We start from the raw sequence: 13,487 nt of genomic DNA on the forward strand, positions 1-13,487 counted from the left end.
GCCCCCGCCAAAGGAAACAGGAAATCCCATGAGCAAAGGTGTTCTGGAAATCAACGACTGCGGCCTGCGGGTGTTTGACAGCACGACCGAAGTAGCGGAAAGCCCCGGTGTCGCCATCGTTAACAACCGCGAAATCATCACTGGCACCGGTGCGTTGATGCGCGCGCGCAGCCATCCCACACAGGTTAATCACCAGTTCTGGCGCAGGCTGAGCTTGGAGACGTTGAAATCTTCCAATCCGGGCTGCCGCCACCATGCAGACCTGGCCTTCTGCCACCTGAAAGAAATCGCGGGCCTGTGCGACCTTCCCGATGAAATTGTCCTCGCCGTGCCCGCAAATTTCACTCGTGAGCAATTGGCGCTGCTGCTCGGCGTGGTCAAAGAGAGCCCTTTCAATATCGTGGCATTAACTGACGCCGCCACCGCCTGTATCAGCAGCTGTGCTCCCCGAGGTGTACACCTGCACGTGGAATTGCACCGCCACCAGACACTGGTAAGCCGGGTGGCAGTCCACGAGCGCGCGGAGCTGGATATCGCCGAAACCGTAACCGATGCAGGCCTGCACCATTTTCAGGAGGCTTGGGCGCGGATCTTCACCGATGCCTTCATCATGCAATGCCGTTTTGATCCGCTGCATTCGGCCGATGCCGAGCAGCAGCTCTACGACATGTTGCCTCAGTGGATTGCCCGCGCCATGCGCCAGGGCGAAGTTATGGCGGAACTCGACGACCGCACAGCCAAGGTCAGCCTGCGCCAGCTTCAGGACGCGAGCACACCGATTCTGTCTCGGGTACGCGCCATGATTGAGAATCTGGGCGACGCCAGCAGTGTGGTATTTGTTTCTCACCGCTGGGCGGAAATTCCCGGCGGCGCGCAGCTCGCAGAACGCATTCACCTGCTACCACACAATGCGGTGGCACTGGCGGTGGATAAACGCTGGCAGGAACTGCACAGCGAAAATGGCCATCTGCGGCTGATTGCCGACCTCAGTGCTGCCCCCGTCGCCGATGTGGCAGTACAGGTCAATGCTGCCGCAGAAGCCGGCGCCACTCACCTGCTCTTTGGCAACCGCGCATTGGCAGCTCAGCAGCCACTGTTTGTCAGCTGGCAGGAGGGAAAACTTCAGATTACCCCCACCCCGCCCAGTCACCCCGCCGCCACGATCACCCATCACGCGGGCCGACTCGCTCTGCGCGTGGATGCTGGCGCACAACTGATGCTGAACGGTAGAGAAATTTCCTCTCCGGTCAATCTCTCCGCCGGCGACCGAATCAGCGCGGCGGATTTTGCCGAGGTCATCACAGCGATCAGCGTGGAGCATTATGGCGCGTAAGAACCGGCGGTTTACCACCTTCAGCCTGTCGTTTCTGGACATTATGTCCTGCGGTTTCGGTGCCGTTGCCTTGATTTTCCTCATCATCAAGCACGGCTCCGACCACGACATCGAAGCTGAAAATCAGGATCTGGCAGCGGAGGTCAATCTGTTGCAGGAGGAGGTGCAGTTCGGCCAGGAACATCTGGTGCTGGCCCGCAATACCCTCGATACCACCAGCGATGAACTGGCCAAGACTCAGGGGCTCGCGCGCCGCATCATGGAACAGATTGAGGAAATAAAAGGCAACATCGCCGAAATCGACAGTACCACGGATGAAATGGATGTCGCCCGTCTGCAGGAGAAACTGAAAAAGCTGGAGCAGGCGAAACAGAAACTGGAAGAAGAAAATAAAAAGCTCGGCAACAATGTGCGCAAGTTTGTCGGCGATGGCGACCGCCAGTATCTCACTGGCCTGCGCCTCGGCGGGGATCGCATCCTGATTCTGCTGGACTCCTCCGCCAGTATGCTCGGCGACGAGCTGATCAAGGTCATCCGCACGCGCAACATGTCGGATGCGGTAAAACGCGATACGGAAAAATGGCGCCGCGCCAAGCAAACGGTGTCATGGCTGGTGTCACAGTTTCCCCAGGACAGCCAATACCAGATCTACACTTTCAATACCGGGTTCCGCGCCGCCATCGTCGGCACCGAGGACCGCTGGCTGAACGTGGACGATCGCGCGAAAATGGATGATGCCATCAAGGCGCTGGACACCGTCGTGCCGCAGAATGGCACCAGTCTCGAGCGGATATTCAACGCCGTAAACAGCATGTCACCACTGCCGGACAATATCATCCTGATTACCGATGGCCTGCCCACACAGGGCATGCAGGCAGCAAAGGGCAATACCGTCTCCGGCAAGGACCGCCTCAAGCTGTTTCGCAAGGCGGTGGATGCGCTGCCAAAAAGTATTCCGGTCAATGTCATTCTCGCCCCCATGGAGGGCGATCCCATGGCCGCCAGTGAGTTCTGGAAGCTCGCCATGGACACACAGGGTTCGTTCCTCGCACCATCCAAGGATTGGCCATGAGTAGCAAACGCAACAAACGGCAACAGGAAGAATTCAGTATTTCCTTTCTCGACGTGATCTGCTGTGGCTTCGGCGCCATTGTACTGTTGTTGATGATCGCCAAGACCGTGGAACCGATTGTGCTCGAGGAAGCCGAACAGGATCTCGACGGCCAGGTGCAGGAACTGCAGGAGCAGCTGGCGGAAATCCGCGGTGAAACCAGCGTATTGAACCGCGATCTCAACGCCAAAAAAGAACAGCTGGATATTGAAACCAAGCGCATCGCCAAACTCAAGGGTGAATTGGAAACCCTGCAAGCGGTGTACGCGAAGAAAACCGAGAGCGACTCTGAAGAAGGTAAGCTCAAGGGCGAGCTGACCATTGCCCTGCAGACCATGACCGACGAAATGAAGCGGCTGCTGGGGGAAAACTATCAGCGCAAGAATAATGTTATCGGCGGCATTCCGGTAGACAGCGAATACATCCTATTCATCATCGACACCTCCGGCAGTATGTTCAATTACGGCTGGGACCGCATGATCCAGGAGATGGTCAATACCCTGAACCTGTATCCCAACGTAAAGGGAATTCAGGTAATGAACGATATGGGCGACTACATGTTCTCCAATTACCGCAACAAATGGATTCCGGATACACCCGGCCGGCGGCAGGCAGTACTCGATCGTTTGCGTTCCTGGAACCCCTTCAGTAACTCCAGCCCGGTTGAGGGTATCCAGAAGGCGGTGCGCACCTTTCACGATCCCAACAAAAAAATCAGCATTTATGTACTGGGCGACGAATTCACCGGTAAATCCATTCGCAATGTGATGATGGCGGTGGATCGGGTAAATGCTACACGCGGAGAAAACGAACGCATGGTGCGTATCCATGCTATCGGCTTCCCTATCCAGTTCTCGCGCCCGCTGCACCTTCAGACCACTGGGCTGCGCTTTGCCGCACTGATGCGCGAGCTGACATACAGGAATGGCGGCACCTTTGTGGGGCTGAACGATTTCCGTTAAATGGAACAACGGTGATGGGTGAGGAAAACATGATTCGCTTGTTAAAGGGACTTTTTTCAATAAAACAAGGGGCGATCAGAGCCGCCGCCCTAGTGGTGCTCGCCTGCCTGCTGACAGCCTGCGCGCATACGGTATCTGTCGATGGAAGATTTCCCGCACCGGTGGGCAACCAGCATCCCCTCACCGTAGGAATATTCCTCAGTGAGGACTTCCGGCAATTTACCTACAGCGAGAACCGCGATGACCGCGACGAGTGGAATATCAACACCGGTCGCGCGCAGAAGAATCTGTTCGAGACCGTACTCGGTTCCATGTTCAAGGAAACCGTAAATCTGTCGCAGTATCCGAGCAATCTGCCCCAAGGAGTGGATCTGGTAATTGTGCCGGAAGTGCGCGAGCTGCAGTTCACCATGCCGCGGGAAACCCGTGTGAATATTTTCGAAGTGTGGATCAAGTACGACATGCGCGCCTACAACCAGCAGGGTGACGCGGTGGCGGAGTGGGTGATCACCGCCTATGGAAAAACCCCCACCGCGTTCCTGAAATCCCAGGAGGCGGCACTCGCTCAAGCCATCAATGTGGCGTTGCGGGATGCGGGTGCCACGCTGTATACCGGTTTTGAACGAGTGCCGGAGTTGCAGGCATTTCTCGCCAGCAAACAGCGCGCCCTGAGCATGAAGCAAACGGAAGCAGACAACAACTGAGCATTAATTTTTTCGCAATGGATTTGCCCCCACCTGCCGCATACTCGGCAGAAAATAGGGGATTCAAGGAGGATGTAGCGGTGAAATTTCTGAGCGCGCTTTTTTCCATGTCGCTTCTCGCGACCCTCAATAGTGGCTGCACCACCGTCGTGATCGACGAATACCGCCGCAGCGCTGGCGAGCTGGCGGTGGGCGACTCCGTGGTAATTCTCGGCCGCCGCCACTCCAGTGAATACGAAACTGAACCCGATTTGATCGACTGTGTCGGCCAAACGCTGCACAACCCGAAATCCGGAGTGAACGTCATTCCCGAACAGCAGTTTGTAGACGCACTCTATCCCTGGTTTGAACCACGCACCGCGCCCATGCATATCAAGTCCCTGAGTAAGCTAATGGACATCCCTGACGTGCGCGACCGCATGGAAAGGTACGGGATCAAATATATCGTCTGGATCGACGGCAATACGGAGACCACTTCAAGTGCCGGCTCCATCGGCTGCTCCATCGGCACCGCCGGCGCCGGCTGCTTTGGTTTCGGCACCTGGGACAAGGAGTCCGACTACGAGGCGTCGGTTTGGGATTTTCGCGATCAGGAGCTGTCTGGAAAGATCAGCGCCGATGCTCAGGGCACCTCGTATATGCCCGCCATTGTCGTACCCATTCCGTTGATCGCCCGGGTGCAGAACAACGCCTGCAAGGGCATGGCCGCACAGCTTCAGGAATTTCTGTTACCGCCGCAATCCGCCAGCCGCTGAAATAAACGGAGTTTGCAGCAGCGGCTATCTGACTGGAGAGAATAACTAGGGAGCCTCAAATGCACACGCTCAAAAAAAGACTGTTAACCGCCCTGCTGGTAGTCACCGCCGCCGGCTGTTCCTTCAATCCCGCCACCAACCGGCCGGATCTCGTGCTGATGTCGGAAGAAAAGGAAATCAAAATCGGGCGTGAGATGCACGAAAAACTGGTCGCCAGCACTCCTATCTATAGCGATCCGATTCTTACCGCTTATGTCGAACACGTGGGTCAGAAAATTGCCAAGGCCAGTGACCGCCCGGACCTCACCTACTACTTCACCATCATCGACAGCCAGGATATCAATGCCTTTGCTCTGCCCGGCGGCTATGTGTATATCAACCGCGGTCTGCTGACCTATCTGCACTCGGAAGCGGAAATGGCCGCCGTGCTCGCCCATGAAGTGGGGCACATCACCGCCCGCCACGCCGTGCGCCAGAAAACCGCAGCCACCGGTGCCGGCGTCGCTTCAGTGCTCTCGGTACTGGTCACCGGCAGCGGCGTAGTGGGTGATGTAACCAATCTGTGGAGCACCGCCGCGGTGAAAGGATACGGCCGGGATATGGAGCTGGAGGCCGACCGCTTCGGTGCCCAGTACATGTACAACGCCGGTTATGATCCACAGTCGATGATCAACGTGATTGCATTGCTCAAGGATCAGGAAACCTTCGCCCGCCGCCGCGCGCGGGTCGAGGGCAAGCAACAGCAGACCTACCACGGTGTTTTCTCCTCACACCCACGCAATGACGTACGTCTGCGCGAAGTCGTTGAGGCGGCGGGAAAACTGCCGGATGACAAGAAAATTACCAAGGTGGAGTACTATCGCGAAAAAACCGATGGCATCGTCTACGGCACCAATGCGCAGGAGAGCGAGAAAAACCGTTTCAATCACAAGAGCCTGGGCTTCTCGCTCCTGTTCCCAGAAGGTTGGACAGTGGAAAACCTACGCTCCGCCATTGTCGGCACTGCGCCGGACAAATCCGCAACCCTCACCATCAAGGTCGATAAGCGCGATGGAAATCAGCCTGCGGATATGGCGCTGCGCGGCGTATACGATGTGCGCAGCCTGGAACAGGATGAGACGCTGAATCAGTACCGGCTGGAGGGCCACACCGGTAAGCTGCCGATCAAGTCCAGTGACAGTCCGGACCGGGTGGCGATCCTGTTCTACGGCAGCCGCCAGTACATTCTGGAAGGAAAAATCAGTGAAAAACCGAAAGACACCAAAGCGGCCACCGAGCTGGACAATCTGTTCCTGACCAGCATCCGCAGCTTCCGCCCCTTGCGCCAAACCGACATCGCCAAACCGGACATCAAACGCGTGCGCTATGTACAAGCCAATGACAAGACGACATTCGCATCCCTGGCCCGACACATGGAAATCGGCGAGTATGCGGAGGAACAGCTGCGTCTACTGAACGGTTACTACCCGCGTGGTGAGCCCAAACCGGGGGAATGGATCAAGATTGTGCAGTAAATTGGGGCAGACCATTCGATCTGCCGCAATGAAACGCCGCCGATGTCTGTCGGAGCTGTTCGTCAGACGGGTTCCGGATTGAGTGGCGTTTCCGCACTACCCGCGGTGGAAGACGATTGCTCACTGTACTCGACCACCATGTTGCGCCCGCGCTCCTTGGCGCAGTAGAGGGCGTGGTCTGCCTGCCGCAGCAGAGTTTCCACCGATTCGTCGGTGCTGCCATGGGCCACGCCGATACTTGAGGTAAATTGCACACAGCCCTCGGGGCAACGCAAGCGGATCTGCGCGATGTTGTCCCGCAGGCGCTCAGCGGTGTACAGAGAGTCCGGCCGGGTTTCGGTGATCAGCAGCGCGAACTCCTCGCCACCGAGACGCCCGAAAACGTCGGTTTCGCGGATTTTCCGCTGAATGGTCACGCTGAATTGGCGCAGCGCCTCATCACCGATACCGTGGCCGTGGTTATCGTTGATGGACTTGAAGTGATCGATATCAAACATCAGCAGGCTCACAGGCTCACCCCTGCGCTGAGCGCGTTTGATACATAGCTCGGCATCCGACAAAAAGCTGCGACGGTTGCGGATACCGGTGAGAGGATCAGTGCGCGCTTCCAGTTCAGCCTGCTGTTTTGCCTTTTCAAGCTCTTCCGTGCGCGCCCGCACCAAGCCTTCCAGTTTGACCTTCGACTGCTCCAGATGCCGGCGGTACTGTCGCTCCGACTCCAACCCCTGCAAGCGCAGGCGGCGCAGCTTCATTCCCATGGCGGCCATAATCGTGACCATTTCGATAAATGAACTGAGTGGCGGCAGGTAATAGTTCACCAGATTGTGCTCGACATAGCCGAGATCCCGCAGCGCCTGGTAAAAAAGCCCAGCCAGTAACAGCGTCCAGCCCAGCGCGAACACGACCGCCTCGCTGGAGCCCTGCCGCCAGCGCACCAGAGCAATAACCGTGAAGGCTGGATATAGCAACAGCGCGAAAGTAATACTCATCAGCGCCACGGCTTTGATCTGCAGCAGCGCACTGCCGAGCAGCACTCCCGCATTTACCATCATCAGGATCAGGATCAGATCCAGCCTGGGTGTGTACTTGCGTGTCTGCAGGAACAGACGATCGAAGACGAGCCCACACAGAATGCTGACGGCACCGGCCGCCGACATATAACTCCAGTGGAACCCATCGGGCAGCACGTACTGATGGGTAAATCCGAGAATGGTGCCCCAGGCCACGATTTTGGAGATACCGTATACGAAATAGGCGAAGAAACTCCACTCGCGGGTGGTCACTCCGACAATCAGCGAGAAGAGGGAGATGAGGGCAATCCCACCAAACAGAAACGACAGCACCGCGGTTTCGCCGGTATGGGATTTGCTGAGGGCATCGGGAGACCAGATCCGCATGGAGGGAAACACGAACCCGACCTCCTCGGAGTCAAACCGCACCAGAAATGCCTCAGACGTACCCGACGCGAGAACCACTGGCACCACGAAGCGGTTGTGGAATACCGGCCGCCGTGCGAAGGACTCCCCCATCGCGAGATTGGCCAACTCCAGGAAATGAGGAGTGTCGACGGAAGCGCTGGCGAACGCCTGCAGCCGGATCAATTGGTGATCCACGTATTCCAGATGTATGGGAACGGAACTATCTGTCGTGTTACGCAGAATGAACAGGGACCAGTAGCTGCCCTTCCGCAGGCCGGTTGAACCGGCTCCGGCCAGAGGTCGGAATTCGCCCTGCTCCAGCGCCTGCAGAGCCGCTGAGAGATCGGCCCTGCCACTGGGGTCATGCCAGACGGCAGCCTGCCCCGTTCTTAGACTGCCATCTTCAGCGGCGCCGATGTCTATCGCATCGGCAAAGGAATGCAGCGGCGCGGTGAGTGTGTTTTCCTGGGTACCTTTGCCCACCCCGCCCACGGTGATCCCTGCGTGAACCTGGGCACACAGCCCCCCCCACAGGAGTACAAGCAGGCCCTGCACAAACAGGCGAACCAGTGATTTGTATAAAAGCCCAGCGGGAGCAACGACATTCATGGTCCTGAAAACCAGGTTACCGCAGAAATCCTGCGCAGTTGTAGATGTTCCGGCTGCGGGTGTTTCTTATCTTGTGGACATTCACCCGGCAAAAGGTCAGGCACTGAATAGTCAGCCGTAAAGGCGGAAAGTGTACCGGCTCACGAAATGATATTCATGCCCCAATTTTACCCAGCCTCCGCACCCGCCTCGTCGCGAAGCAACATAGACCCACGAAATCAAGCCAAGTGAGAACAAAATCCCACTCTTTGCCAAGCAGAAATGAAAAAGGTCGCCTTTGGCGACCTAAAGGGAAAACATGACTGACGACGGATTACTTTTGAGGATTTCCGTCTATTCAGGGGTCAGTCAAAGCGGGAGAAGTCTGCCGGCCTTTTTTCCATGAAAGCTGTGGCTGCTTCGCGAAACTCATCCGACTGCAGGCGCGCCTTGAAATGTCCCGCTTCCTCCCGAATGGCCGCCATGCCGCTCTCCAGAGTGCCCTGGCGCAATAGCTTCTTGGTCAACCGCACCGCCTCGGGGGCCTTCTGAGCAAGCTCTGCAGCGTATACCCGGGCGCGATCCAGCGCTTCGCCGGAATACACCACTTCGTTGCAGATATTCACATCCGCCGCGGTCTGCGCATCGAACTTCTTGCCCAGCAACAGCAGCTCCGACGCCTTGGTGTGACCCATAATACGCGGCAGCAGGAAACTGGAACCGTACTCGGGACACAGACCGAGATTGACGAAAGGCATCTGGAAAACGGCATCATCCTCGGCGATGGAGAGGTCACAGTGCAGCAACAGGGTGGTGCCAATACCCACCGCCGGACCGGCAACTGCGGCGATCACCGGTTTGGGAAAACGGTACAGTGCCTGCATAAAACGAAAAACAGGAGACTCCTCGCCACTGGCGGAACCGCCGAGAAAATCCGTCAGGTCGTTGCCGCTGGTAAAAGCTCCGCCGCTACCCGTGAGAATGACCACCCTGACTTCAGAGTCAACGACTGCCGCATCCAGCAGATCGGCCATGGCTGAGTACATGGCCATAGTGAGCGCATTCTTCCGCTCCGGCCGGTTGATGGTGATCTCCAGTACCCGTCCGGATACCTGAGACCGAATTTCTGCACACTGGCTCTGCATGAGGTCGGCTCCGCCTATTCTGTGATTATCGCAATTGACTGCATCGCCCGACCCAACCCCGGTCGGGACCCGCAGGGCCGGATTTCCGGCCGTCATTACATTTGGTATGAACAGGTCACTAGTGTAGCCACTCCCCAAATGTGCACGAGGTCCGATTCGACCAGATTGGGTTGCGGATTCTCAACGTTAGTGGCGGTCTCCGGTTAAAGGATTTTCCAACTGCTCCGGTGGAAACCTTATAATGCGGCCAAAGATTGGCGAAATGGCGCAATTTAAGATTCACATCACTGGCAAAACCGGTACAACCATTTCGGTTACGGTGATTTAAAGACAGGAACACTCCAAAAATGACAGTGACATACAGCTCCTACCTGAAAGTCGACGAGTTGCTGCAGTGCCAGCAACCACTATCGGAAGGGCCGGAGCACGACGAACTGCTATTTATCGTTATCCACCAAAGCTACGAGCTTTGGTTCAAGCAGCTGCTGCACGAACTCGACTTTCTGGTGCGACTTTTCAACGGCGGCGAGCGCAACCGGGCCCTGCACACACTAAAACGGGTAGACGCAATCTACCGCACCCTGATCCAGCAGGTCGACATACTGGAAACTCTCACCCCACTGGAGTTCATGTCATTCCGCGACCGCCTGTCCACCGCCAGCGGTTTTCAGTCCTTTCAATTCCGCGAACTGGAATTCCTCTACGGCGCTAAAGATGCAAAGAAGCTGGGCAATTACGAGCCCGGCTCCGAACACTACCGCCGCCTGCAAAAGCGCCTTGAGGCGCCGACTCTGTGGGACGCCTTCCTGCGCTTCCTGGCCCTCGAGGGGCACAATATTCCCAAAGCGGAACTGGAGCGGGACTTCAGCCAGGTGGCTGCGCCCTCTACTGCCGTGCAGAAGGTATTGATCGATGTGTACCGGAATGATCCGCTGGTAAGCGATATCTGCGAAGCGCTGGTGGATATAGACACCTCGCTGCAGCAGTGGCGGTACCGCCATGTAAAGATGGTGGAGCGAACCATCGGCCACAAAATGGGTACCGGGGGCTCCAGTGGTGTGGGTTACTTGCAAAGTACGCTGTTCAAACCGGTGTTCCCAGACCTGTGGGCGATCCGTTCCGAGTTCTGACCACAATGGTGGCCGAGCGCGGGAGAACCGCCTGGCCACTCACATAGAGACCGGATGGGACAAATCGCAGGCACAAAAAAAGCCAGCATATGCTGGCCTTTTTTGTGCCCTCTAGGGCTGCCCTGAAGAAGCGCGTTAGCGCTTGTCTTCGAAAGGCACCAGGGAAACCTGAATATTCGGGTTTACCTCTTTCGCCGCGTCGGCGATGGTCACGTATGTGTCTGCGCTGGACTTATTGTGCGCACGTACGATTACGATGGCCTGGGGGTTTTCCGCGTAGAGCTGGGCAATACGGGCTCTTACCGCACGGCTGTCGATACGGCTGCTTCCCATCCAGATCTCGTCGGCCGAATTCACGGTCAGCAGGATATTCTGCTTGTCGGGGTCCGGCGGAGTCTCTACCTGCTGATCAGGATCCGGCACGTTCACGTCCAGCGCCTTCTCTTTCACGAAGGATGCCGTCACGATAAAGAAGATCAGCATGATGAACACGACGTCCAGCATGGGGGTCAGGTCAATATCGGCCTTTTCTTCTTCTACGGCCTTACCGCGTCGTCTACTCATAAAACACCGTACTGTTTTTAATTCGAATTACTCCGGTTACCCGGTCTAATCAGGTGGGGAAGATTGCCGGGAAATGGCCATCAATGCAAGCGCAAGATTCCGCGCCAAAAATATCCCTTAAAAATCAATGAGATAGAAAGAAGACCCACTCAAACCGGACGAAAATTAGACAGCTGTTTCGTGTTTTCTCTCGGCCAGATAGCCCTGATAGTCAGGTACCTGCCGCGGGAAACTCCGCGTCATCAGCGCCGAGTGGATCATCATGTCGGCGCTGCTGGCATTACAAGCCACCGGGATATTCCACACCGCGGCAATGCGCAACAGCGCTTTCACGTCTGGATCATGGGGCATGGGTTCGAAAGGATCCCAAAAGAAAATCAGGATATCCACCTCGCCCTGACAGATACGGGCACCCAGCTGCTGGTCTCCCCCCATGGGACCGCTGAACAGTTTCTCCACCGCCATACCGGTCGCCGCCTCTATCCGTGTCCCGGTGGTTCCGGTTCCCAGCAACTGATGCTGCTCGAGAATACCCCGGTGCTGCAGACACCAGTCAATGAGACTGGCCTTGCGGTTATCGTGCGCCACCAGAGCGATACGTTTCTGCGCTGCAATCGGCTGATCTATATAGTTCACTTGAGCCCCCGGGCAACTTATCCTGAACACGCTACTACTTACACGGTTAATACGGTGCCGATGTCACACAGCACTACCGACAACGAATGACTCCTGGCTGCCTGGTACAGACCCGAGCGGAAATCCGGGAGAACAGGGGGATTATGCTAAATTCTGCTGCCGTCATCCATCCACGCGGCAATCCCCTCTTTATGTTGCCCCCGGGTGAGTATAATCCGCCCCGTTTTATGTACATGCTTTCATATATAGGAGTGAGTATGAGTGTCGGTGCCTGGGAACCCGCCAAACCGGCTTCCAACGATCGGACGCGCAGTGACATCGACAAGTCGCTGCTGGAACGGATCATTAATGCTCTGCAGACGGCAGACGCGGGAGCCACGCCCGGTCTGGCAGCTCCGGATCTGACCAAATTCGACAGCGATCTGCAGTCCTCGAACTGGCTTTCGGGCCTGCCCGCTACACAGTGGCTGGATGAAGCCGCGCACTGGAACAATGATCAGGTGTGGGGGTTGATTCGATTTTTTACGCTGGCGGAAGCACAGCTGCCGGATTGGCAGGGCGGCGCGGAGTCCCCCGTCATTCCGCTGGCAAAATCCCTGCGCCTGCGCAAGTCTCCGCTCGTCCGCGAACAGCTATTGTGGATTCGTCAACACTCCGACAATCGCTACCTGCCTTACGGACCACTGTGAACCGCTTTGGATTCTTCCCGGCACAGCACTGACCAGGCAATAGCCCCTATTGGCCAAACAGAAACAAAGGCGTAGCGGAAAGCGATCGCCTTTTGTTTTGCCCAACCTGTAGTCCGCCCGACAAATCCACCCCGTGATCCCGACTCACTCGGGCCTTCGCCCGAGCGTTGCCCAGGGCTCTATTCTTGCAGACGGAACAGCTGGTTGCGCAGCGTAGCCACCGTTGTCGGCATTCGATAAGTGGCAGGTAATTCCCGCCATAAAATATATCCCTCTGCATCCAGCAGCCAGGCACTGGGACGCGCAGCGTCTTTAATCCAGGGATGCAGGATAAGCGGCGCGGCATTACTGGCCGCGAACAGCGCCGGTACCGGCTGTGCCAGTTGTCTCACCTGGAAAATTACCTGTGACGTATTCGGAGCAAGCAAATGGTGCGGCCAGCGGTCTTCCGACTGTACGCTCCAGAGCACCAGCCCCACATTTTGCCGCTGCAAATCCTCAAGCAGGGTGTACAGCTGAGACAACTGATGGCGACTGTCCGCGCAATAACTTCCCCGCAGAAAGAGCACAATCACTCCCCTCACCCCGTGCTCTCGGCAGTATTCCGCTGCCTGCCAGCGACCGACATCCCGGTGTTCGAGTGCAGGAAAAAGAGTTCCCGGCGCTGGCATCGGCGGCCATGCGACCGAACTCAGGTGATGGAGGTAAAACAGAAATACAAACAGGTTGTATATCGCCAGATAGACCGGCAACCCGCGCTCGCTGTCCGTCAGCAATATCAGCGCGAGGCCCACAAGCACCCCGGCGAATGCACCCGGTTCACGCAAATCCCCGGATATTTTCCCGGGAAACAAATAGCGCAACAGCATCCATGAAGGTAATGCCCAGGCATTAATTAAAAGACCGATCCAGGCTGCAGTTGCACCGCTCTCTGAGCC

The 13,487-nt window shown here is 56.8% G+C and carries 13 protein-coding genes; 8 read left to right on the top strand and 5 right to left on the bottom strand.

Annotated elements, in window-relative coordinates:
• Positions 1 to 28: 28 nt before the first annotated feature.
• The 6 genes from FDY93_RS12885 to FDY93_RS12910 all read left to right on the top strand — a co-directional run bounded on the left by FDY93_RS12885 (position 29) and on the right by FDY93_RS12910 (position 6,379).
• The gene (locus FDY93_RS12885; protein WP_138236168.1) at positions 29 to 1,333 is read left to right on the top strand and encodes a hypothetical protein; all 1,305 of its coding nucleotides are present in this window, start codon (positions 29 to 31) and stop codon (positions 1,331 to 1,333) included.
• Positions 1,323 to 2,405: a VWA domain-containing protein gene (locus FDY93_RS12890; RefSeq protein ID WP_138236169.1), complete on the top strand. Its 1,083-nt coding sequence runs from the start codon at positions 1,323 to 1,325 to the stop codon at positions 2,403 to 2,405. Before FDY93_RS12885 ends, FDY93_RS12890 begins: the two co-directional genes overlap by 11 nt.
• Positions 2,402 to 3,406 carry a vWA domain-containing protein gene (locus tag FDY93_RS12895; RefSeq protein WP_138236170.1) on the top strand — a complete coding sequence of 335 codons (1,005 nt, stop codon included), beginning with the start codon at positions 2,402 to 2,404 and terminating at the stop codon, positions 3,404 to 3,406. Before FDY93_RS12890 ends, FDY93_RS12895 begins: the two co-directional genes overlap by 4 nt.
• A 29-nt stretch (positions 3,407 to 3,435) precedes the next feature.
• The gene (locus FDY93_RS12900; RefSeq protein WP_240914101.1) at positions 3,436 to 4,110 is read left to right on the top strand and encodes a hypothetical protein; all 675 of its coding nucleotides are present in this window, start codon (positions 3,436 to 3,438) and stop codon (positions 4,108 to 4,110) included.
• An 80-nt stretch (positions 4,111 to 4,190) separates the two neighbouring features.
• Positions 4,191 to 4,865, top strand: a complete 675-nt coding sequence (locus FDY93_RS12905) for a hypothetical protein (protein ID WP_246068572.1) — start codon at positions 4,191 to 4,193, stop codon at positions 4,863 to 4,865.
• 59 nt (positions 4,866 to 4,924) lie between these two features.
• Positions 4,925 to 6,379 (top strand): M48 family metalloprotease, encoded by a 1,455-nt coding sequence (locus FDY93_RS12910; protein ID WP_138236172.1) that lies wholly within the window; start codon positions 4,925 to 4,927, stop codon positions 6,377 to 6,379.
• A gap of 62 nt (positions 6,380 to 6,441) precedes the next feature.
• Here the strand turns inward: FDY93_RS12910 and FDY93_RS12915 are convergent, their stop codons facing one another.
• On the bottom strand, positions 6,442 to 8,406 hold the full coding sequence (locus tag FDY93_RS12915) for a sensor domain-containing diguanylate cyclase (RefSeq protein WP_246068573.1): 1,965 nt from the start codon (positions 8,404 to 8,406) through the stop codon (positions 6,442 to 6,444).
• Positions 8,407 to 8,750: 344 nt separating this feature from the next.
• Positions 8,751 to 9,530, bottom strand: a complete 780-nt coding sequence (locus tag FDY93_RS12920) for an enoyl-CoA hydratase (RefSeq protein ID WP_138236173.1) — start codon at positions 9,528 to 9,530, stop codon at positions 8,751 to 8,753.
• Positions 9,531 to 9,877: 347 nt separating this feature from the next.
• On the opposite strand from FDY93_RS12920, the gene FDY93_RS12925 reads away from it, so the two are divergent.
• Entirely contained in the window at positions 9,878 to 10,660 is a 783-nt protein-coding gene (locus tag FDY93_RS12925; RefSeq protein ID WP_138236174.1) for a tryptophan 2,3-dioxygenase, read from the top strand.
• Positions 10,661 to 10,795: 135 nt separating this feature from the next.
• Here FDY93_RS12925 and FDY93_RS12930 read toward each other — a convergent pair whose 3' ends face one another.
• Positions 10,796 to 11,224, bottom strand: a complete 429-nt coding sequence (locus FDY93_RS12930; protein WP_138236175.1) for an ExbD/TolR family protein — start codon at positions 11,222 to 11,224, stop codon at positions 10,796 to 10,798.
• Positions 11,225 to 11,389: 165 nt separating this feature from the next.
• On the bottom strand, positions 11,390 to 11,860 hold the full coding sequence (locus FDY93_RS12935) for a methylglyoxal synthase (RefSeq protein ID WP_138236176.1): 471 nt from the start codon (positions 11,858 to 11,860) through the stop codon (positions 11,390 to 11,392).
• A 257-nt stretch (positions 11,861 to 12,117) separates the two neighbouring features.
• Between FDY93_RS12935 and FDY93_RS12940 the strand changes: the two genes are divergently transcribed.
• Complete coding sequence (locus tag FDY93_RS12940; protein ID WP_138236177.1) at positions 12,118 to 12,549, top strand: hypothetical protein; 432 nt, start codon at positions 12,118 to 12,120, stop codon at positions 12,547 to 12,549.
• Between the two features lie 179 nt (positions 12,550 to 12,728).
• On the opposite strand, the gene FDY93_RS12945 is transcribed toward FDY93_RS12940, so the two are convergent.
• Positions 12,729 to 13,376 carry a hypothetical protein gene (locus tag FDY93_RS12945; protein WP_138236178.1) on the bottom strand — a complete coding sequence of 216 codons (648 nt, stop codon included), beginning with the start codon at positions 13,374 to 13,376 and terminating at the stop codon, positions 12,729 to 12,731.
• Between the last annotated feature and the right edge of the window lie 111 nt (positions 13,377 to 13,487).

The organism is Microbulbifer harenosus (genome assembly GCF_005771435.1).
In the GTDB taxonomy this organism is placed as follows: domain Bacteria; phylum Pseudomonadota; class Gammaproteobacteria; order Pseudomonadales; family Cellvibrionaceae; genus Microbulbifer; species Microbulbifer harenosus.